The 21688-nt window shown below is 59.8% G+C and carries 20 protein-coding genes and 1 pseudogene; 18 read left to right on the forward strand and 3 right to left on the reverse strand.

All coding sequences use genetic code 11. The annotated features are described in order from the left end of the window. Nucleotides 1-12 precede the first annotated feature (12 nt). The 3 genes from dgoD (at nt 13) to PSH57_RS08190 (ending at nt 3489) form a co-directional block, all read left to right on the forward strand. On the forward strand, nt 13-1161 hold the full coding sequence (gene dgoD, locus PSH57_RS08180) for a galactonate dehydratase (protein ID WP_305388890.1): 1149 nt from the start codon (nt 13-15) through the stop codon (nt 1159-1161). Nucleotides 1162-1321: 160 nt separating this feature from the next. Then, on the forward strand, nt 1322-2626 hold the full coding sequence (locus PSH57_RS08185; RefSeq protein WP_305388892.1) for an MFS transporter: 1305 nt from the start codon (nt 1322-1324) through the stop codon (nt 2624-2626). Between the two features lie 59 nt (nt 2627-2685). After that, the gene (locus PSH57_RS08190; RefSeq protein ID WP_305388893.1) at nt 2686-3489 is read left to right on the forward strand and encodes an IclR family transcriptional regulator; all 804 of its coding nucleotides are present in this window, start codon (nt 2686-2688) and stop codon (nt 3487-3489) included. Nucleotides 3490-3495: 6 nt separating this feature from the next. On the opposite strand, the gene PSH57_RS08195 is transcribed toward PSH57_RS08190, so the two are convergent. Next, the gene (locus PSH57_RS08195) at nt 3496-4548 is read right to left on the reverse strand and encodes an NAD(P)-dependent alcohol dehydrogenase (protein ID WP_305388894.1); all 1053 of its coding nucleotides are present in this window, start codon (nt 4546-4548) and stop codon (nt 3496-3498) included. Nucleotides 4549-4727: 179 nt separating this feature from the next. Between PSH57_RS08195 and PSH57_RS08200 the strand changes: the two genes are divergently transcribed. Continuing rightward, complete coding sequence (locus tag PSH57_RS08200) at nt 4728-5618, forward strand: AraC family transcriptional regulator (RefSeq protein WP_305388895.1); 891 nt, start codon at nt 4728-4730, stop codon at nt 5616-5618. A gap of 185 nt (nt 5619-5803) precedes the next feature. On the opposite strand, the gene PSH57_RS08205 is transcribed toward PSH57_RS08200, so the two are convergent. Then, complete coding sequence (locus PSH57_RS08205) at nt 5804-7468, reverse strand: electron transfer flavoprotein-ubiquinone oxidoreductase (RefSeq protein WP_305388897.1); 1665 nt, start codon at nt 7466-7468, stop codon at nt 5804-5806. 545 nt (nt 7469-8013) lie between these two features. Here PSH57_RS08205 and PSH57_RS08210 point away from each other — a divergent pair. The 11 genes from PSH57_RS08210 to PSH57_RS08260 all read left to right on the forward strand — a co-directional run bounded on the left by PSH57_RS08210 (nt 8014) and on the right by PSH57_RS08260 (nt 15950). Further along, nucleotides 8014-8763, forward strand: a complete 750-nt coding sequence (locus PSH57_RS08210; protein ID WP_007908338.1) for an electron transfer flavoprotein subunit beta/FixA family protein — start codon at nt 8014-8016, stop codon at nt 8761-8763. A gap of 2 nt (nt 8764-8765) precedes the next feature. Further along, nucleotides 8766-9695 (forward strand): electron transfer flavoprotein subunit alpha/FixB family protein, encoded by a 930-nt coding sequence (locus PSH57_RS08215; protein WP_305388898.1) that lies wholly within the window; start codon nt 8766-8768, stop codon nt 9693-9695. A 90-nt stretch (nt 9696-9785) separates the two neighbouring features. Continuing rightward, a complete protein-coding gene (locus tag PSH57_RS08220) occupies nt 9786-10610 on the forward strand; it encodes a substrate-binding periplasmic protein (RefSeq protein ID WP_305388899.1) in 825 nt (274 codons plus the stop codon). A gap of 9 nt (nt 10611-10619) precedes the next feature. Beyond that, a complete protein-coding gene (locus PSH57_RS08225; RefSeq protein ID WP_305388900.1) occupies nt 10620-10979 on the forward strand; it encodes a DUF4398 domain-containing protein in 360 nt (119 codons plus the stop codon). Then, nucleotides 10976-11785, forward strand: coding sequence for an OmpA family protein (locus PSH57_RS08230; protein ID WP_305388902.1), 810 nt, complete (start codon nt 10976-10978; stop codon nt 11783-11785). Before PSH57_RS08225 ends, PSH57_RS08230 begins: the two co-directional genes overlap by 4 nt. A 200-nt stretch (nt 11786-11985) precedes the next feature. Next, complete coding sequence (locus PSH57_RS08235; protein WP_305388903.1) at nt 11986-13425, forward strand: aminotransferase-like domain-containing protein; 1440 nt, start codon at nt 11986-11988, stop codon at nt 13423-13425. An 89-nt stretch (nt 13426-13514) separates the two neighbouring features. Next, nucleotides 13515-13991, forward strand: coding sequence for a translation initiation factor 2 (locus PSH57_RS08240; protein ID WP_305388905.1), 477 nt, complete (start codon nt 13515-13517; stop codon nt 13989-13991). A gap of 138 nt (nt 13992-14129) precedes the next feature. Further along, nucleotides 14130-14384 carry a YkgJ family cysteine cluster protein gene (locus tag PSH57_RS08245; protein ID WP_305388906.1) on the forward strand — a complete coding sequence of 85 codons (255 nt, stop codon included), beginning with the start codon at nt 14130-14132 and terminating at the stop codon, nt 14382-14384. 39 nt (nt 14385-14423) lie between these two features. After that, a complete protein-coding gene (locus tag PSH57_RS08250; RefSeq protein WP_305388908.1) occupies nt 14424-15032 on the forward strand; it encodes an START domain-containing protein in 609 nt (202 codons plus the stop codon). Between the two features lie 138 nt (nt 15033-15170). Further along, entirely contained in the window at nt 15171-15407 is a 237-nt protein-coding gene (locus tag PSH57_RS08255; protein ID WP_305388909.1) for a hypothetical protein, read from the forward strand. Between the two features lie 201 nt (nt 15408-15608). Further along, a complete protein-coding gene (locus PSH57_RS08260) occupies nt 15609-15950 on the forward strand; it encodes a ribonuclease E inhibitor RraB (RefSeq protein ID WP_047228234.1) in 342 nt (113 codons plus the stop codon). A gap of 96 nt (nt 15951-16046) precedes the next feature. On the opposite strand, the gene PSH57_RS08265 is transcribed toward PSH57_RS08260, so the two are convergent. Next, the gene (locus PSH57_RS08265; protein WP_305388911.1) at nt 16047-16859 is read right to left on the reverse strand and encodes a c-type cytochrome; all 813 of its coding nucleotides are present in this window, start codon (nt 16857-16859) and stop codon (nt 16047-16049) included. A 617-nt stretch (nt 16860-17476) separates the two neighbouring features. Between PSH57_RS08265 and PSH57_RS08270 the strand changes: the two are divergent. The 3 genes and pseudogenes from PSH57_RS08270 to PSH57_RS08280 all read left to right on the forward strand — a co-directional run bounded on the left by PSH57_RS08270 (nt 17477) and on the right by PSH57_RS08280 (nt 21676). After that, nucleotides 17477-18683 (forward strand): annotated as a pseudogene (locus tag PSH57_RS08270) (acetyl-CoA C-acetyltransferase). Between the two features lie 26 nt (nt 18684-18709). Beyond that, nucleotides 18710-20854, forward strand: coding sequence for a 3-hydroxyacyl-CoA dehydrogenase NAD-binding domain-containing protein (locus tag PSH57_RS08275; protein WP_305388914.1), 2145 nt, complete (start codon nt 18710-18712; stop codon nt 20852-20854). Nucleotides 20855-20941: 87 nt separating this feature from the next. Next, entirely contained in the window at nt 20942-21676 is a 735-nt protein-coding gene (locus tag PSH57_RS08280) for an amidotransferase (protein ID WP_305388915.1), read from the forward strand. Nucleotides 21677-21688: the final 12 nt, after the last annotated feature.

A 21688-nucleotide genomic window follows, 5' to 3' on the forward strand; every position in this document is an offset into this window, starting at 1 on the left:
AGAGACAACAAGATGAAAATCACCAAACTGACCACGTTCATCGTTCCGCCGCGCTGGTGCTTCCTCAAGGTCGAAACCGACGAAGGTGTCACCGGCTGGGGTGAACCCGTGGTCGAAGGCCGCGCCCACACGGTGGCGGCGGCCGTTGAGGAATTGTCCGACTACCTGATCGGCAAAGACCCACGCAACATCGAAGACATCTGGACCGTGCTCTATCGCGGCGGCTTTTACCGTGGCGGCGCGATCCACATGAGCGCCCTGGCCGGTATCGACCAGGCGTTGTGGGACATCAAGGGCAAGGCCTTGGGTGTGTCAGTCAGCGATTTGCTCGGCGGTCAGGTGCGCGACAAGATTCGCGTGTATTCGTGGATCGGCGGCGACCGTCCGGCGGACACCGCCCGGGCGGCGAAAGAAGCCGTGGCGCGGGGTTTCACCGCTGTGAAGATGAACGGCACCGAAGAGCTGCAATTTCTCGACACCTTTGAAAAAGTCGACCTGGCCCTGGCCAACGTCGCGGCAGTACGGGACGCAGTCGGGCCGAACGTCGGCATCGGCGTGGACTTCCACGGTCGGGTGCACAAGCCGATGGCCAAGGTGCTGATGAAGGAGCTTGATCCGTACAAACTGATGTTCATCGAAGAGCCGGTACTCAGTGAGAACTACGAGGCCCTGAAAGAACTGGCACCGCTGACCAGCACCCCGATCGCCTTGGGCGAGCGGCTGTTTTCCCGTTGGGACTTCAAGCGTGTACTCAGCGAAGGCTACGTGGACATCATCCAGCCGGATGCGTCCCACGCCGGCGGCATCACCGAAACCCGCAAGATCGCCAACATGGCTGAAGCCTACGACGTGGCACTGGCGCTGCACTGCCCCTTGGGCCCCATCGCCCTGGCGGCGTGCCTGCAGCTGGATGCGGTTTGCTACAACGCCTTCATCCAGGAGCAGAGCCTGGGCATCCACTACAACGAGAGCAACGACCTGCTGGATTACATCAAGGATCCGCAGGTGTTCGACTACGACAAGGGCTTCGTGAAAATCCCGAATGGCCCGGGCCTGGGCATCGAGATCAACGAGGATTACGTTATCGAACGCGCGGCCATCGGCCACCGCTGGCGCAACCCGATCTGGCGCCATGCCGATGGCAGTTTTGCCGAGTGGTGATTTGCGCCTGATCACTCTGATAGGAATCCTTTCAGGAGCAAAAGACTTCTGTGGAGCAAGGGGCTCTGTGGGAGCAAGGCCCTGTGGGAGCAAGGCTTGCTCCCACAGGGACTTGTTCAATCCTTGCCGTATTCGACAAATATAAAAAAGAGGCACTCACATGCAAGCGCACACCCTGAGCGCGCAAGCGTCGTTGGTGACGCCCAGCCGCAAACGTTTTTTCATCATGGTCCTGCTGTTTATCACCGTGGTGATCAACTACCTGGACCGCAGCAACCTCTCGATCGCCGCCCCCGCGCTGACCAGTGAGCTGGGCATCGATCCAATCCACGTCGGGCTGATTTTTTCGGCGTTCGGCTGGACCTACGCGGCCATGCAGATCCCCGGTGGCTGGCTGGTGGACCGGGTGCCCCCGCGTATTCTGTATAGCGTTGCCCTGTTGCTGTGGTCAGTGGCCACGGTGATGCTCGGTTTTGCCGCCAGCTTCATCGCGTTGTTCGTCCTGCGCATGGCGGTGGGGGCTCTGGAAGCGCCGGCCTACCCGATTAATAGCCGCGTGGTGACCACCTGGTTTCCTGAGCGCGAGCGGGCCACGGCCATTGGTTTCTACACCTCGGGGCAGTTCGTCGGGCTGGCCTTCCTGACACCGGTATTGGCCTGGCTGCAACACGCCTTCGGTTGGCACATGGTGTTTGTCGCCACGGGTGCGGTGGGCATCATCTGGGCGGTGATCTGGTACGCGGTGTATCGCGAGCCGCGGGATTTCAAAGGGGTCAACGCCGCCGAGATCGAACTGATCCGCGAAGGCGGCGGGTTGGTGGATATCCAGGCCGATACAGCCAAGGCCAAGTTCAGTTGGGCGGACCTGGGGATCGTCCTGACCCAGCGCAAGCTGTGGGGCATTTACCTGGGCCAGTTCTGCTTGAATTCCACGCTGTGGTTTTTTCTGACCTGGTTCCCGACCTACCTGGTGAAATATCGCGGCATGGACTTCATCAAGTCCGGCCTGTTGGCGTCGCTGCCGTTCCTCGCCGCGTTCGTCGGTGTGTTGTGTTCCGGGTTCTTCTCCGACTGGCTGATCCGTCGCGGTTCCACGGTGGGGTTCGCCCGCAAGCTGCCGATCATTGGCGGGCTGCTGATCTCTACGGCGATCATCGGCGCCAACTTCGTCGAGTCGACACCGCTGGTGATTGCATTCCTGGCCCTGGCGTTTTTCGGCAATGGCCTGGCGTCGATCACCTGGTCGCTGGTGTCGACCCTGGCGCCAGCGCGGCTGCTCGGGCTGACGGGCGGGGTGTTCAATTTCATCGGTAACCTGTCGGCCATCGCCACGCCCATTGTCATTGGTTTCCTCGCCAGCGGCGATTCGTTTGCCCCGGCCATCACCTACATCGCCGTGCTGGCGTTGATTGGCGCGCTGTCCTACATCCTGCTGGTGGGGAAGGTCGAGCGCATCGAGTTGTAGTCCGACGGGGCGGGCGACCATAATGCCGCCCGTTCCCCGCTCACTGTTGAAGGCCGGATATGCAGCAAGACGATCCAAAAATCACCAAGGACGCGGCGCCCACAGGCACCCAGACACTGCTGCGTGGTCTGGGTGTGGTCCAGGCAGTCGCCAGCGGCGCCCGTGACCTGAAGGAAATCGCCCGGTTGATCGGCACTACCCGCAGCACCACCCATCGCCTGGCCAGTTGCCTGGTGGATGAGCGCTACCTGCGCGTGGTGCCGCAAGTGGGTTATCTGTTGGGACCGAAGCTGATCGAGTTGGGTTTTCAGGCCCGGGAAGAGTTGCCGCTGGTGAGTCTGGCGGGGCCGTACCTGGACGAGTTGTCGGCGCTTACCGGTGACACCGTCCACCTGGCGATTCGCGAGGGCGACGAGGTGTTGTACCTGTTGAAAAATCCGGGGCGCAATGGCCCGGAAATGCGTTCGCGCGTGGGCCATCGCATGCCGCTGGCGCGTACCGGGATCGGTAAAGCGCTGATGCTCGATGATTCTCAGGAGCAATGGAAAAGGCTGTATGAAATCAGCTTGCCGGCGGGTGGGAAGAATCAGTTCTGGCCCCAGCATCCAGAGCAATCCTGGGAGCAGTTCCAGCAGCGGATGGTGGAGTATGTAGCGGGCGGTTATGCCTTCGATCTGGAAGACAACGAGCCGTCGATTCGTTGCGTGGCGGCGCCGATCCGAGATGCCGGCAAGCGTATCGTCGCCGGTATCAGCATCGCGAGCACCGTACCGTATATGCCGCTGGAAAAAATGGCCGAGCTGATTCCCCTGGTCAAAGGGGTCACAGCCCGGCTGTCGGCGGAACTTGGCGCGAAGGTCTGACGAGCGTCAGGCTTTGAGCGTCGCCATGTCGATGACGAAGCGATACTTCACATCGCCTGCGATCATGCGGCTGTAGGCCTCGTTGATCTGGCGGATGTCGAGCATTTCAATGTCGCAGCTGATGTTGTGTTCGGCGCAGAAATCCAGTACTTCCTGGGTTTCGGCAACACCGCCGATCAACGAACCGGCCAGGACCCGACGGCCCATGATCAGTTTTGCCGCGTGTACCGGCGGATCGATCGGCTCGACCAAGCCCACCAGGATGTGCACACCGTCGAAACGCAAGGTGTCGAGGTAGGGGTTGAGGTCGTGCTGCACCGGAATGGTGTCCAGCAGGAAGTGGAATCGCCCGGCCGCGGCGGCCATCTGTTCGGCGTCTGTAGATACGATCACATGGTCCGCGCCTTGACGACGAGCTTCTTCGGCCTTGCTCGCTGAGCGAGTGAACAACGTGACTTCTGCGCCCATGGCCTTGGCGAACTTGATGCCCATGTGGCCGAGGCCGCCCATGCCCAGCACGCCGACCTTGTCGCCGGCCTTCACGCCGTAGTGCTTGAGGGGCGAGTAGGTGGTGATGCCGGCGCACAGAATCGGCGCGGCGCCGGCCGGGTCGAGTGTTTCCGGGATGCGCAGCACAAAGTGTTCGCTGACCACGATGCTGTTGGAGTAACCGCCCATGGTGTGACCGCCGCTCACACGGTCCGGGCTGGCGTAGGTCTGTGTCATGCCCTGGTAGCAGTATTGTTCCAGATCAGCGCGACAGGCTTCGCACTCGCGGCAGGAGTCGACCATGCAGCCAACGCCCACCAGGTCGCCAATTTTATAGCGGGTGACATTCGCCCCGACAGCGGTGACTTTTCCGACGATCTCATGGCCGGGCATCAACGGATAAACGGCAATACCCCATTCATTGCGGGCCTGGTGGATGTCGGAGTGGCATACGCCACAGTAGAGAATGTCGATCGCCACATCGTCGGCGCGCGGGCTGCGGCGTTCGAACTTCATCGGGGCGAGGGGGGTGGTGGGCGATTGGGCGGCATATCCGATAGCAGTGTACATAATAGACCTCGCTAAGCAGTGAACGGTGAGGTGGTCCATTGTGGGAGTCATGTCGGTTCGCGGCGATGGCGATTCCTACGCGTGTCATGCCTATTCCTCCGACATTGGCTATGGTTTGATCCTACGAAGCATTAGACCTGCGATGATGCTTTCATCCCTTTTTTCGTGAAGTTTTCCCCATGTTGTTGACCCGTCATCTTGATGCCAATGCCACTTTGGTTTCGCTGATTGAACCCCTGGCGACCCGTGACGGTTTCGTGCCTACGCAACTGCCCGGCGTGCAAACTCTTCGCGCCAGCCAGGACGTCGCCCGTGGTCCACAGCTCTACGAGCCGAGTCTGGTGATCATTGCCCAAGGCAGCAAACTGGCGTTCCTGGGGCCTCGCACGCTGGAGTACGGTGCGGGGCACTATTTGATCCAGGCGCTGCCGGTGCCGTTCGAATGCGAAACCTACGCCATGCCCAATGCTCCGCTGCTGGGGGTTTCCGTGGCAATCGATCGGGCGATACTGGGGGAGCTGGTGCTGGCCATGGGGCTGGTGCCGGGGCGGAGCCTGGCCCCGCAGACGCCGGAATCGATGACCTGCGCAGTGCTCGATGACGCCATGCGTGGGTGTGTCGAACGCTTATTGCGCTGCCTGCACGATCCATTGGAATGCCAGGTCATGGGTCAGGCGCGGCTGCGGGAGCTGCTGTTCGTCGCCTTGCGCGGCCCTCAGGCCGACGTACTGCGCGCGCTGGTGGAGCAGCAAGGCCAGTTCGCCCGTATTGCCGCTGCCCTGAGCCATCTGCACGCACATTTCACCGAGCCGTTGAATGTCGAGACGTTGGCCAGTTGCGCGAACATGAGTGCTTCGACCTTCCATGAACATTTCAAACGCAGCACGCTGTTGTCGCCGGTGCAGTACCTCAAGCGACTGCGTCTGCTTAAGGCTCAGCGGTTGTTGCTGATCGAGGGCATGGGCGTGGCCCAGGTTGCGCATCAGGTGGGGTATCAGAGTTCGTCGCAGTTCAGCCGGGAGTACAAGCGTTACTTCGAGCGCAGTCCAGGGGAAGAGCGCGCGGCGTGATCCAGCGCAAATCCCCCTGTGGGAGCGGGCTTGCTCGCGAAAGCGGTTTATCTATCAGTATTTTTGTGACTGACACGACGCCTTCGCGAGCAAGCCCGCTCCCACATTTTGGACCGTGGTGGTTCTTGAAATCGCAGGCAACAAAAAGGCCCCATGTCGGGAGCCTTGATGTTCAGCGAATCGGCTTACATGTTCGGGTAAGTCGGCCCGCCAGCGCCTTCCGGCGAAACCCAGGTGATGTTCTGTGCAGGGTCCTTGATGTCGCAGGTCTTGCAGTGAACACAGTTCTGGGCGTTGATCTGGAAGCGCTTCTCGCCATCTTCCTGGGTCACCACTTCGTACACCCCGGCCGGGCAATAGCGTTGGGCCGGTTCGTCGTACAGCGGCAGGTTCTTGCTGATCGGGATGCTCGGGTCGGTCAGCTTCAGGTGGCAGGGCTGTTCTTCTTCATGGTTGGTACCGGAGATGAACACCGAGCTGAGTTTGTCGAAGCTGATCTTGCCGTCCGGTTTCGGATAGTCGATTTTCTTGCAGTCAGCCGCCAGTTTCAGGCAGGCATAGTCTGGCTTGTTGTCATGCAGGGTGAACGGCAGCTTGCCGGCGAAGATGTTCTGGTCGAGCCAGTTGAAGCCGCCGCCGATGATCGCGCCGTACTTGTGGATCGCCGCGCCGAAGTTGCGGCTGGCGAACAACTCTTCATACAGCCAGCTGGCCTTGAACGCGTCGACGTAGGAAGTCAGTTCATCCGCGCCTTCGGAGCCTGCAAACAGCGCATCGGCCACCGCATCAGCGGCGAGCATGCCGGACTTCATGGCGGTGTGGCTGCCTTTGATCTTGGCGAAGTTCAGGGTGCCGAGGTCGCAACCGATCAGCGCGCCGCCCTTGAAGACCATTTTTGGCAGCGAATTCAGGCCGCCCTTGCAGATGGCGCGGGCGCCGTAGCTGACACGCTTGCCGCCTTCCAGGTACTGCTTGAGCACCGGGTGATGCTTGAGGCGCTGGAACTCGTCGAACGGCGACAGGAAAGTGTTGCTGTAGGACAGGTCGACGATCAGGCCGACCACCACCTGGTTGTTTTCCAGGTGATAGAGGAAAGAGCCCCCGGTATTTTCGCTGCCCATGATGTCCAGCGGCCAGCCAGCGGTGTGCACCACCAGGCCGGGTTGGTGCTTGGCCGGGTCGATTTCCCAGATTTCCTTCAGGCCGATGCCGTAGTGCTGGGCATCGGCGTCGCTGTCCAGGTTGAAGCGCTTGATCAGTTGCTTGCCGATATGACCACGGCAGCCTTCGGCGAACAGCGTGTACTTGCCGCGCAGTTCCATGCCAGGGGTGTAGAGGCCTTCCTTCGGCTTGCCTTCGCGGTCGACACCCAGGTCGCCGGTAATGATCCCGCGTACTACGCCGTTCTCGTCGAACAGCGCTTCCTGGGCGGCGAAGCCCGGGTAGATTTCCACGCCCAGGTTCTCGGCCTGCTGGGCCAGCCAGCGGCACAGGTTGCCCAGGGAAATAATATAGTTGCCTTCGTTGTGCATGGTCTTGGGCACAAAGAAGTCAGGGATTTTGCTCGCGGCCTCGGCGTTTCTCAGGACATAAATGTCATCGCGCACGACGGGCGTGTTCAACGGTGCGCCGAGCGCTTTCCAGTCCGGGAACAGTTCGTTCAGCGCGCGGGGTTCGAACACCGCGCCGGAGAGGATGTGCGCACCGACTTCGGAGCCTTTTTCGACCACGCAGACGCTGATTTCCTTACCGGCTTCGGCGGCCTTCTGTTTCAGTCGGCAAGCGGCAGACAGGCCAGCGGGGCCGGCACCGACGATGACCACGTCGAATTCCATGTATTCGCGTTCCACAGGCTATCTCCTACTCAAGGCTCACAGTTTTTTCTAATTGGAGGTTTGGCGTTGCATCCATGATCTGCTTCGCGAAATCGACGAAAGCGGCAATGAATGACCCGCGGTTCTCTCTTAAGCGGCGCATTATATCTACACCACTCTCAGGGTCCAATACAAACGTTTGTTTGAAATAGCCGCAGGCCAGATAAATCACTGACGTACGGCTTATGACTGACCATTTTGCCGTATTGACCGGAATGGGCGTTCCGGTCAAGATACGGGCGGTTTTGCGCTCGCCGTAGGCTGACTGTTGGTTCCAAGAGCACCTCTAAAGACAGGGCGAAGGCAGCACAAAGTGACGTATTGCGTGGTTCGGACGCGCAGTTTACACGCCGCGATAATGAATGACTCGTCGGTCATCACTGACGAACGGTCTTCACTCCCGTGAGCAAGGTCATGTGTGGTTCATGCCGGCGTTTTTAGAGGTGCCCTTGCGCCCATGAGCATCAACCGCCAGGTTCGCCTAGGCGACTTTCTTTTCACCGGAGAGTAACGAGGAATCCATGAAGGTTCTTGTAGCTGTCAAACGAGTGGTCGACTATAACGTCAAGGTTCGCGTCAAGGCGGACAACTCCGGCGTCGACCTCGCCAACGTCAAGATGTCGATGAACCCTTTCTGCGAAATCGCCGTAGAAGAAGCCGTACGCCTGAAAGAAAAAGGCGTGGCGACTGAGATCGTCGTCGTTTCCATCGGTCCGACCACTGCCCAGGAGCAACTGCGTACCGCGCTGGCGCTGGGTGCTGATCGCGCCATCCTCGTCGAATCCGCCGAAGACCTGACTTCCCTGGCCGTGGCCAAGCTGCTCAAGGCTGTTGTCGACAAGGAACAGCCACAGCTGGTGATCCTTGGCAAACAAGCCATCGACAGCGACAACAACCAGACCGGGCAGATGCTTGCGGCATTGAGCGGCTACGGTCAGGGCACGTTCGCGTCCAAGGTTGAAGTGTCCGGCGACAGCGTTGCCGTGACTCGCGAAATCGACGGCGGCGCGCAGACCGTTTCCCTGAAACTGCCGGCCATCGTCACCACCGACCTGCGTTTGAACGAGCCGCGCTACGCGTCCCTGCCAAACATCATGAAAGCCAAGAAGAAGCCGCTTGAAGTGCTGACGCCTGACGCTTTGGGCGTTTCCACCGCCTCCACCAACAAGACCCTCAAAGTCGAAGCGCCGGCTGCACGCAGCGCGGGCATCAAGGTCAAGTCGGTGGCTGAACTGGTCGAGAAACTGAAAAACGAAGCGAAGGTGATCTGATCATGACTATCCTCGTAATCGCCGAACACGATAACAAGGCGCTGGCTCCGGCCACGCTGAACACCGTTGCTGCTGCCGCTAAAATCGGTGGCGATATTCACGTGCTGGTTGCCGGCCAGGGCGTTGGCGCCGTGGCTGAAGCCGCTGCGAAAATCGCTGGCGTGGCAAAAGTACTGTCGGCCGACAACGCCGCCTACTCGCACCAACTGCCAGAAAACGTTGCGCCGCTGGTTGCCGAGCTGGGCAAGGGCTACAGCCACATCCTGGCTGCCGCTACCTCCAACGGCAAAAACATCCTGCCGCGCGTTGCCGCTGCGCTGGACGTCGACCAGATCTCCGAGATTATCTCGGTAGAAAGCGCCGACACCTTCAAGCGTCCGATCTACGCCGGCAACGCCATTGCTACCGTGCAGTCCAATGCTGCGGTCAAGGTCATCACCGTACGTGCTACCGGTTTCGACCCGGTTGCCGCCGAAGGTGGCTCGGCTGCCGTTGAAGCGGTAGGCGCTGCCCACGACGCCGGCATCTCCAGCTTCGTCAACGAAGAACTGGCCAAGTCCGATCGTCCGGAACTGACCGCTGCCAAGATCGTCGTTTCCGGCGGGCGTGGCATGCAGAACGGTGACAACTTCAAGCACCTGTACGCCCTGGCCGACAAGCTCGGCGCTGCCGTCGGCGCATCCCGCGCCGCGGTCGACGCAGGTTTCGTCCCCAACGACATGCAGGTCGGCCAGACCGGCAAGATCGTCGCGCCACAGCTGTACATCGCCGTCGGTATTTCCGGCGCGATCCAGCACCTGGCCGGCATGAAAGACTCCAAGGTGATCGTCGCGATCAACAAGGACGAAGAAGCGCCGATCTTCCAGGTGGCCGACTATGGCCTGGTAGCGGACTTGTTCGAAGCCATCCCTGAGCTGGAGAAGCTGGTCTAATCCGGCGTCTTCACTTATAAAGAGCCCGGCCCTTTGGCCGGGTTTTTTATTATCTGCACGTTGTTGTCACTGCAAGGGGAGCATATCGCCATGGATCTTCGCCGTTTGGCTGGCGTGTCGTTGCTGTGGGCGCTGGCCGTTGTGCCAGGTCAGTCTGTCGCCGCCGGCAAATGTGAACGCCTGATCGCCACCGGTAGCCCGGATGCGCCGCCCTACTTGTGGCAAGACCCCCAGGATCCCAAGCACCTGATTGGCGCCAGTGCCGACCTGCTGGCGCAAGTGGCGACAGAGCTGGGGATCAAGATTGAACTGCTCTATGCCGGCAAGCGCGCCCAGGCACTGGACGAAGTGCGCAGCGGACGCATGGACCTGCTCGTCGACGCGGCGCTGACCATCAGCGAGCTTGAAACCCTGGACTATGTTCATCCGCCCTTGCTGGAAAACGATTACCTGGTCTGGACCCGCAAGGATTCGACACTGGTCATCACTCAGCCCGAGGACCTTCATGGTCATCCTGGGGCATTGTCGCAAAAGGCGCGAATGACCCAGGCATTTGACGTGTTTGCCGAACAACAATTGTCCCTGACCCGTACCCCCAACCTGACTGAAGCCTTTCAGAAACTGCTGCTGGGGGAGGTGGAGTATGTCCTGGCAGGGCGCTACTCGGGCTTGGCGATGACTCAGACATTGGGCATGGCCAACGACCTGCAGGCGGTGCCGCAACCGCTGGATACTCCGGGGCTGTTCCTCGCGGTTTCCCATAACTCCGCTTGCAATGACCCATGGTTGCGCGGACAGCTGGCGCAAAAGATGACAGAATTGGCCGCGTCCGGCCTGACGGAGACTGTGTTGCAGCGCAATACCGAGCGTTGGAAAACACAGTTGCAGCCACCTGTCGGTGCCCCAAAACAGTAGGGAACATTAGTGACTATTCGACCTCTTTTCGCTGCCCTGGCCGTTTTGGCTCTGGCGGGTTGCGCAGCCGATCCGGCGCCGAATGAACAGATCCGCCTGACCGAACAGGCCCTGGAGCAAGCCCGGGCCGTGGGCGCCACATCCGAAGAAGTGCCCGAGTTGAAACTCGCCGAAGAAAAGTTTGCCCGCGCCAGGTCCAACATGGCCGACGAGTCGTTCAAGAAGGCCCGCATGCGCGCCGAGCAAGCCGAACTGGATGCACGCCTGGCCGAAGCGAAGGTGCTGACCCTCAAGAGCGAGGAACACCTGAACGTGCTCAACACCCGCATCGAGCGTTTGCGCAAACAGCTGAGGGATGATGCCCAATGAAGCAGTCCCAAGTATTTGGCGGCCTGATCCTCGCAGGCCTGGCCAGCTTGTACGGTTGCGCGGGTCAGCGCAGCGAGGTGGCGCTGGAAAAGGCGGGTACCGACTTCCAGAAGGTCAAAGAAGATTCCAATGTATTACGTGCCGCGCCCAAGGACGTGATCCGCGCCAGCGAGTCCCTGGCCCGGGCCGATCGCTTGTCCAGCTACTGGGGCAGCGGCGGGGACGTACTGCATTACGCCTACCTGAGCCAGCGCTACAGTGCGATTGCTCGGGAGCACAGCAACCAGGTGCTCAACGAAGAGCGCGCAGCAAAGCTCGAGCTGGAACGCCAGCGCCTGCAACTGGCCCTGCGCGAGTCCAAGCTGCTGAGCGTCCAGCAACAGGGCAAGTGGCTGGAAGAGCAGATCATGGCGATGGCGACCACCCAGACCGATCGCGGCCTGGTGATGACGCTCGGTGACGTGCTGTTCGACACTGGCCAAGCGCAGTTGAAGAACTCGGCTAACCGGGTTGTGCTCAAGATTGTGCAATTCTTGCAGCTCAACCCCAAGCGCGTGGTGCGTATCGAAGGTTACACCGACAGCACTGGCGGCAAGCAGGAGAACCTCAAGCTGTCCCGTAACCGTGCCCAGGCGGTGGCGGACGTGCTGGTGGACTTGGGGATCGACGAAAAGCGTATTCAGGTCGAAGGCTACGGTGATGAGTTCCCGGTCGACGTCAACGCTTCCGAGCGTGGTCGGGCACAGAACCGTCGGGTTGAAATTGTGTTCTCCGACGAGAAAGGCCAGCTCGGCGCCACCCGCTAAGGGCTGCGTTGCTGGAGAACCCGGCCCCCTTCAGAGGTGCCGGGTTTTTTTTGCCTGCGGATCGGTGATTAATGAGTACAGTTGGGGCTGTCACTGCACTGTATGGTCGAGTAATCTGGCAACTGTCCCCGTACACTTCTAAACTGTTCCGGTATTGTCTCTCACAAGAATAAAATGCCCGTGAAATCGAGTGCTGCGTCATGACCAACCTCCTGCTCTATCAACGTATTGCCCAACAACTGGCTGAAGACATCCGGCGTGGTGTGTATCAGCCTGGTGAACGTGTGCCTTCGGTGCGCAAGATGAGCTCGCAGCTCAACGTCAGTCATGCGACGGTGCTGCAGGCCTACGCCAACCTTGAAGATCAGGGGCTGATCCGCGCGCGGCCACAATCGGGTTACTACGTGCATCAAACCCCGGCCCTGACGGCGCCGACGCCGGACATCGCCCGGGTCGAGCGTCCGGGGCTGGTCACGCGCAGCAGCATCATCCAGCAGGTATTGGTCGAGTCACGCCGCGAAGGGGTATTTCCCCTGGGCGCGGCGGTGCCAAGCGTCGACTACCTGCCTGTACGGGCCCTGCACCAGCAATTGGCCAAGGTGACGCGCTTCCACAGCCCGCGGGCGTTCAGCTACATGTTCAGCCCGGGCTTCGAGCCCCTGCGGCGCCAGGTGGCGATTCGCATGCGCGATGCCGGGGTGGTGGTGGATCCCTCCGAAGTAGTGATCACTCACGGTTGTGTGGATGCGCTGCAAATGTCCTTGCGGGTACTGACCCGGCCAGGAGACCTGATCGCCGCCGAATCGCCGACCTACTACGGTTTGCTGCAATTGGCGGATCTGCTGGGCCTCAAGGTCATCGAGATCCCCAGCGACCCGGTCACCGGCATGAGCCTGGAAGCCCTGCAACTGGCGGCCAACCAGTGGTCGATCAAGGCGTTGGTGCTGACCACGCGCTTGAGCAATCCCCTTGGCGGGACGATGCCCGAGGAGCGGCAAAAGCAACTGTTGCGCCTGGCTTCGGATTTCGACATCCAGATCGTCGAAGATGATATTTATGGCGAGTTGATGTTCGAACAGGGACGCACCAAGGCGCTCAAGGCCTATGACCGGTTGGACCGGGTCATCTACTGTTCGAGTTTTTCCAAGACATTGTCGCCAGGCGTACGTATCGGCTGGATGATCGCTGGCAAGTTCCAGCAGGAAATTCAGCGGCTCCAGACCTTCAGCACGCACTCGGCGTGCAGCGTCACGCAGATGGGCATCGCGGCGTACCTGGAAAATGGCGGCTATGACCGGCACTTGCGTTATATCCGCCAGGAGTATCGCAAAAACCTCAGCGCCTTTCAGTTGGCAGTGCAGCAATACTTCCCCGAGGGTACGCAAATGAGCCGTCCCACCGGCGGCTTCATTCTGTGGGTCAGCCTGCCGGGACGGGTCAACACCCAGGAGTTGCATGTGCGGGCGTTGCAGCAAGGTATCAGCATTGCACCAGGGCTGATTTTCAGTAACACCGAGCAGTTCAACCACTGCATCCGCCTCAATTGCGGAACGTCCTGGAACCGTGAGGCCGAACGGGCCTTGATGACGCTAGGCCTGCTGGCCACCCAACTGTGCCAGGAGACCGCCAGCGGTTTTTGATAGAAACGGGTGGACCCGGTCTGATGTGCTTGTCAGCGACGGATTAACAGGCGAGCATGGGGATCTCTGCCGTAAGTGCCGTAGTGTCTATGAAAGCCATTGCTCCTGCCGCCTGGGTTTTGATCGGCCTGTTGACTGCCTTCCCTTCGGAAGGCGTCGTGGCTGCGTCGGCGCAGGAGAAACCGGCCGCCAGCGCCACTAAAAACGCGTCGAAGAAAAAACCGGCAGTTGTTAAAAAAGCGCCCGTAAAAAAAGCCGCAGCAGCGAAGAAAAAACGTGCCCCTGTTGCCTCCAAGAGCACATCTGCCCGCGAGATCGCCAAGACCCGGTTACCGCCGGCCAAGCTCGACTTGAGCCTGCCTCAAGACATGGTCGAGAATCTACAGCCTCCGGGTACGGTGCCGTTACCCAAGCGTGAACCTTTGTTGCCGTCCATGTTTGGGGAAAAACCGGGACCGTTTCAACTCAATGGCCGTTTGCTGAGCAACGAAATGCAGTTGCCGCTGCGCAATCAAGAGCGCAATGAAGTGGAAGGCGCGGCGCTGGAGTTTGAGTTCAAGCAGTAATCCTGTGCAGCGAATCGCTGACTGTATGGTCACCCTGTCGTGATAGAAAAAACACCTGAACGGTAATTTAAAACGAGTGTTTTAGCCGTTACTCTGTATCTGTTACCAATCATTACCTGTCGTGAGGATGTCGTCGTCATGAAATGCCGTGAAGGCTGTGGCGCCTGCTGCATCGCCCCTTCCATCAGTTCGCCGATTCCTGGCATGCCCCACGGCAAGCCGGCGGGAGAACGTTGCGTGCAGTTGTCGGTCGATAATCTGTGCCGGATCTTCGGCCAGACGGAACGCCCGGCGGTGTGTTCGGCATTCGAAGCTGACATCGAGGTCTGTGGCAACAGCACTGAAGACGCCATCCGGCTGATCGGTTGGTGGGAGCAAATCACGGCAGCGTAATGGGGCAAGTCCGGAACGTCGACAACAAGGAAAATAATTATGGGTTCGCTGCATCGTATGGCTGTGTTGTGTGGTTTGACCGTGCTGCTGGCAACGGCAACCGTTCAGGCAGAAGACTGGAAAGTCGTCAAGGAAGAGGACGGCATCAAGGTGTCGCTCAGTGACGTGGCCGGTTCCAAGTACAAGGCCTACCAAGGCGTGACTGTCATGAAAACCACCATGGCCAAGCTGCAAGCGCTTCAGGAGGACGTTTCGGCCGCCTGTGCCTGGATTCACGAGTGCAAGAGCCAGGAGCTGCTCAAGCATGAAGGTGACCAGAGCTGGACCTACACCCAGTTCAACACGCCCTGGCCGGTTACCGCGCGAGACTCGGTGTTGCAAGTGACCACCGTCAAAGGTGCCGATGGCAGCCTGACCCGCAACCTCAAAGGTGTGCCAACGTATTTGCCTGAAAAAAAGGGGTTTGTGCGGGTCACTCAAGTCGAAGGCTTCTGGAAATTCACGCCCAAGGACGCCGGTCAGATCGAAGTGATCTACCAGGTCCACACCGAACCGGGTGGCGATGTTCCTTCCTGGCTGGCCAACAAATTCGTGGTGGATGCACCGTTCAACACCTTGAAAGCCTTGAAAGAACTCGCCGAAAAATAATCGTCGGCGTTGCATGAAAAAACCGCCTGTGAGGCGGTTTTTTCATGCGTGCCGTCCAACGCCTGAGTGGAACGATTGTTCAGCCCTCAATGTCGAGATAAAGGTAAGCCTGGCCCTGAATCGATCAAGGAGACACCGATGCAAAAGTGGGAAATCACTTTCGTTGATGACCACGGCGAAGCCATCGCCGAGCAATTCGACTATGACCAGGAGCCCACCATGGAGCAGGCTGCCCAATTGATTCGCCAAAAGCTGCTGCCCGTGCCCACCCAGCTTGATCTCAATGACCTGGAGGGTCGCACCGCAGACCCCACCGTCAAGAATCTCAAGTCCCAGCACAGTATAGAAATCATCAGCATTACACCGGTTTCATGAAGTCACTGCCTGGCCCCGCTTGGCAGTGACCACGACTTGCAGCTACTCTGCAATTGAGATCAGCGAAAGGATCGCGTAGGTCCGGTCTTGTCAGCTACATGCTTGTGTCCCGACGGTAATTTGATGCCGTATCGCTGCAACCCAAGGGTTGCCCGCACGGGAAGACGGAAAGTCTATCCATCGGTTTGAGGAGGACGTTTCATGAGCACAGCCTATCAAGAAGACATCAGCACCAGCGTGCTTCGCCGCATGAAAGAAGGCGGTTTCGATTTCTCACAATTTCATCCCATCGAGTTCTACGCCATTTTCCCGGATGAGGAGCGGGCGCGCAGGGCAGCAGGTCAATTTCGGGGTGAGTCATTGAATGCACAGATCAGCGCACGGGACGACGGGGCCTGGTCATTGGAGTTGAGCCGGGTGATGTACGCCACCTACGATGACATTGGAGACTTCGAACAAAACTTCGAGGCGGTGGTGGAGCCTTTGGGTGGCATCATCGAAGGTTGGGGTGTCAAACAGGAAATACGGCGTCTGCACGCCTGAAAACTCATTCACGCAACCCGAGCAACGGCTGACCTATGTGTCGGCCGTTTTCATAAGGTGTGCTCCTGCAAGGTCACCTCAGCCACAAAACCGACTTCATGGGGCCAACGGCTGTTTACGCCCCGCCATGTGCTTGAGATACCCCACCAGCAGATCCAGCTCCGAATCCGGCAGCACCGTGGCCGAGAACCCCGGCATCTTCCCTTGGGGCCAGCGACGCAGGCTTTGTGGGTCGCGGATATAGCGCTTGAGGAAATCCCCGGAAAAGTACTCGGTAGGATTGAAGGGGATGTTCAGATCCGGGCCAAACTGCGCGTCGCCTGCGCCGTTGAGCCGATGGCAAGCCAGGCAGTTTTTCTGGAACAGTTCAAAGCCCTTATAGACTGGATCATCCTGAGTCACCGTGGGCGCTGGCAGCAGGGCAGGGAAACGTTCGGCTACCGCTGACAGGCGCTTGATGGTTGCCACCGCGTACGGCCATTGTTCGGGGCTGATGTGGCCTGCCTGGGGGTTGGTCCAGACCAGGTAGAACGGCCCGGCGCTACCCTTGCCTTCACCCAGTGGGGGCCAGGGCTGGGTCGGGTCTTCAATTGCCAGCCAGGCTCGAGCACCGTTGGTGTTGAGTAACGGTGCCGCCGGCAATTCGGCGGCAAATCCGTCCAGCGCCACGGCCTGGAGATGGTCGTCAGGTTCGACGCCAGCCAACAGCGCTGTCAGCGGCACGGCGCGATAATTCATCGGTTTTTTGTAGGAAACGTCTTCAGCGATCTGGATCGTTCGGGCTTCAGGATGCTGGAGCAGTTCTTCGGTCTGCCAGGTACGAGCAGTCGTGCCCAGCTCCAGCACCAGCTGCGCGGCAAACAAGGGCGTGCTGAGCAGCAGCGCCCCGAACACAATGAGAGCTTTCACGAGGATCGTCTTCCATGTCGAGGGAGTGCCGCAAAGGTTGGCACAGCCACCGCGACTCGAACAACGAACTCGTCACATTTTTTGACGATACAAGCACTACCGCTTGCCGATGATACGGACGTCCACGTGCAGGACTCAGCCGATCATCTTGGTGATATTCGGCACAATCAACAGCAGCGTCGTGGCGAAGAGAATGAGTCCGGCTTGGCGAACTTTCGAATGTTTGAACATGGCTGACCCGCCTTTTTTGTTATTTCCTGAGGCCAGCCTGCATATCTCCTGACGGCTGGCGTTGCACTTCCTGTCTGACAAGCGCCTCGGCAAAACCCGACGACTATCTTGTACAAGGATTACATTAGGGGCCTCAGCCGCCTTTACTTAGATCCAATTCGTATCAATTCTCTACCGATCGCTATTAAACGGATATGAGGCCTAGTGCCACCTTCGTGAAGGCCCTTTTGCTAGACACTTTGCTCACCTGAATCGGTTAACCCGATAGCATGCTACCGTTCGTCTGAGCGTGGCCGTCAACGTCGTTGAGCACTGCGGTCATTGAATCTCGGGCTGCTGGGCTTATGGTTGGAGCCATTGCATTGTCCCAGTGGTTTGAGGATGTCATGACCGAAGCTTTGATTTTTGACGCATTACGCACCCCCCGTGGCAAGGGCAAGACCGATGGTGCTTTGCACAGCGTCAAGCCGGTGAATCTGGTGGGTGGCTTGCTCAATGCCATGCAGCAGCGCATGGGCCTGGACACCAGTCAGGTAGACGATATTGTGCTCGGTTGCGTGACGCCGATAGGTGATCAGGGCGCCGACATCGCCAAGACCGCCGCGCTGATTGCCGACTGGGATGTCAGCGTGGCAGGCGTGCAGCTCAACCGGTTCTGCGCCTCGGGCCTGGAGGCGGTGAACCTGGCGGCCATGAAAGTGCGCTCCGGGTTCGAGGATCTGGTGGTGGCCGGAGGTGTTGAATCCATGTCTCGCGTGCCTATGGGCAGCGACGGCGGTGCTTGGGCGCTTGACCCCCAATCCAACCTGCAGGGCCACTTCACGCCTCAGGGGATCGGCGCTGACCTGATCGCAACCCTGGAGGGCTTCAGTCGCGAGGACGTCGATGCGTTCGCGCTGCACTCCCAGCAAAAGGCCGCCCGGGCCCGGGCCGACGGCTCGTTCAACAAATCCCTGGTGGCGGTTCGGGATCAGAACGGCATCGTGCTGCTGGATCATGACGAATTTATCCGTGCTGACTCGACCCTGGAGGGCCTGGGCAAGCTCAAACCAAGCTTCGAAGCCATGGGCCAGATGGGCTTCGACGCTACGGCGCTGCGGGTCTACAGCCATGTGGAACGGATCCACCATGTCCACACGCCGGGCAACAGTTCCGGCATCGTCGATGGGGGCGGCGCTGATGCTGATCGGTTCCGAAGCCAAGGGGCAGGCGCTGGGGCTGCAACCGCGGGCGCGGATTGTCGCCACGGCTGTCACCAGCACTGATCCGACCATCATGCTCACCGGCCCGGCGCCGGCTACCCGCAAGGCTCTGGTCAAGGCTGGGCTGCGGGTGGAGGACATCGACCTGTTCGAAGTCAACGAAGCGTTCGCCTCAGTGGTGCTCAAGTTCATCAAAGACATGGCCATCGACCCCGCCAAGGTCAACGTCAACGGCGGCTCCATCGCCATGGGGCATCCTTTGGGGGCTACAGGCTGCGCAATCCTCGGCACCTTGCTCGATGAGTTGGAGGCGCGTCGCCTGCGTTATGGCCTGGCGACCCTGTGTGTCGGCGGCGGCATGGGCATTGCCACCGTTATCGAACGTCTCTGAGCCCCCGACTTCAAGGAATACTTTTCATGAGCGATGCCATCCGTTACGAAACCGGCCAGGACCGGATCGTCGTCCTGACCCTGGACATGCCAGGCCAGAGCGCCAACACCATGAATGCGACGTACCGCGAGGCCATGGCCGCCTGCGTCGCCCGGCTGACTGCCGAAAGAGACTCGATTGCCGGGGTGATCATTACCTCGGCCAAGAAAACCTTCTTCGCTGGCGGCGACCTCAACGAACTGGTCAAGGTCGGTAAACCCCAAGCCAAGGCATTCTATGACATGGTTCTCGGGCTCAAGGCGCAACTGCGTGCCCTGGAAACCCTGGGAAAACCGGTGGTGGCGGCCATCAATGGCGCAGCCCTGGGCGGTGGCTGGGAAATCTGCCTGGCTTGCCATCATCGTGTGGCACTGGATCACCCGTCGGTGCAGATTGGCCTGCCGGAAGTCACTCTGGGCCTGTTGCCCGGTGGCGGCGGGGTGGTGCGGATGGTGCGGTTGCTTGGCTTGGAAAAGGCCTTGCCGTATCTGCTCGAGGGTAAGAAGGTGCGCCCGCAACAGGCGCTGCAGGCCGGTCTGGTCGATGAGCTGGCGGTGGATCGCGAGGACCTGTTGAACAAGTCCAGGGCCTGGATTCTCGCCAACCCAAGCGTGGTCCAGCCTTGGGACATGAAGGGCTATCAGATCCCGGGTGGCACGCCGTCTCATCCGAAAGTCGCGCAAATGCTGGCGATAGCACCTTCGATCCTGCGCAACAAAACCCAGGGTTGCCTGCCCGCGCCCGAGAAAATTCTCTGCGCGGCGGTGGAAGGTGCCCAGGTGGATTTCGACACCGCCCACGTGATCGAAACCCGCTACTTCACCGAGCTGACCACCGGCCAGGTGGCCAAGAACCTGATTGGCACTTTCTGGTTCCAGCTCAACGAAATCAAGGCCGGTGGTTCGCGTCCGCAGGGCTTTGCACCTCATCTGACGCAAAAACTCGGGGTACTCGGCGCCGGCATGATGGGGGCTGGTATCGCCTGCGTCAGCGCTATAGCCGGCATTGAAGTGGTGCTCAAGGACGTCAGCCTTGCCGCCGCCGAGAAGGGTAAGGCCCGTGCGGTGGCGCTGCTGGATAAACAGGTCGCCCGCGGGCGGCTCACCGCCGAACAGCGCGACGCCACGCTGGCGCGGATTCAAGCCACTGACAGCGGCGCTGACTTGGCCGGTTGCGATCTGATCATCGAGGCCGTGTTTGAAGATCGCGCCCTGAAAGCCAGCGTCTCAGCCGCTGCGCAAGCGGTTGTTGGGGCGGACGCGGTGATCGCCTCCAACACCTCGACCTTGCCCATCACCGGCCTGGCGACGGCTGTGCCGGACCAGACGAAGTTCATCGGCCTGCATTTCTTCAGCCCGGTGGAGAAAATGCCTCTGGTGGAAATCATCAAGGGCGCCCGCACCAGCGACGAGACCTTGGCACGAGGTTTCGATTTCGTTCTGCAAATCAACAAGACGCCGATTGTGGTCAACGACAGTCGTGGCTTCTTCACCTCCCGGGTATTCGGCACCTTTACCAACGAAGGCATCGCCATGCTGGGCGAGGGCGTGAGCGCACCGATGATCGAGACCGAGGCGCGCAAGGCCGGGATGCCGATTGGACCTCTGGCAATCTCTGATGAAGTTTCCCTCAGCCTGATGAGCCATATCCGCGAGCAAACCGCCAAGGACCTGCGAGCGGAAGGGAAAACGCCGATCGAGCACCCCGCGTTCGCCGTGATTGACTTGCTGCTCAACGAATACAAACGACCAGGCAAAGCCGCCGGGGGCGGTTTCTATGAGTACCCGGCCGACGGGCAAAAGCACCTGTGGCCGGAACTCAAAAGCCGTTTCGAGAAAGCCGACGGGCAGATTTCGCCACAGGACATCCGCGATCGCCTGCTGTTCATCCAGGCCCTGGAAACCGTGCGTTGTGTGGAGGAGGGCGTGCTCACCGCGACGGCGGACGCCAACGTCGGCTCGGTCTTCGGTATCGGTTTCGCAGCCTGGACCGGCGGTGCGTTGCAGTTCATCAACCAGTACGGCCTGGAGGATTTTGTCGCCCGCGCTCAGTATCTGGCCGAGCAGTATGGCGAGCGTTTCTCGCCACCGGGCTTGTTACTGGAGAAAGCCGCCAGGCAAGAACTGTTCTGACCGGCAGGGAAGGGGCTTGCCTTGAGGCGGTGTTTCAAGGCACGCTCAGGGTGTGCATTATTCCCATCATCGTGTCAGGTATTTTTTATGTCGCTGCGCATCTGCATTTTGGAAACCGATATCTTGCGTGCGGAACTGATTGACCAATATCAGGGTTACGGGCAGATGTTCCAGCGCCTGTTTTCACAACAGCCCGTCGCGGCTGAGTTCATTGTGTATAACGTCATGCAGGGGCAATACCCCAACGATGATGAGCAGTTCGACGCGTACCTGGTGACCGGCAGCAAAGCCGATTCCTTCGGCACCGACCCCTGGATTCAAACCCTCAAGACCTTCCTGCTGGACCGCTACCAGCGAGGCGACAAGTTACTGGGCGTGTGCTTCGGTCATCAACTGCTGGCGCTGTTGCTGGGCGGCAAGGCCGAGCGCGCCACTCAGGGCTGGGGCGTGGGCACGCACCGCTACAAGCTCGCGGCCAAGGCGCCATGGATGAGCCCGGTGATGGAAGAACTGACCCTGCTGATCAGTCACCAGGACCAGGTCACCGAATTGCCGGAAAACGCCACGGTCATCGCGTCCAGTGATTTTTGCCCGTTCGCCGCCTACCACATCAACGATCAGGTGCTGTGCTTCCAGGGCCACCCGGAATTCATCCACGATTATTCCCGGGCGCTGCTGGAGATTCGCCAGCAACACCTGGGTGAGCAGATCTACAGTCAAGGCATGGCCAGTCTTGAACAGGCGCATCACGGCACAACAGTAGCTGAATGGATGATGCGTTTTGTCGCGCACAAGCCTGAGACCGAAGCGGCCCAAGGCTAAAACACCCTCGCC

The sequence above is a fragment of the Pseudomonas hefeiensis genome (genome assembly GCF_030687835.1).
Lineage (GTDB): Bacteria > Pseudomonadota > Gammaproteobacteria > Pseudomonadales > Pseudomonadaceae > Aquipseudomonas > Aquipseudomonas hefeiensis.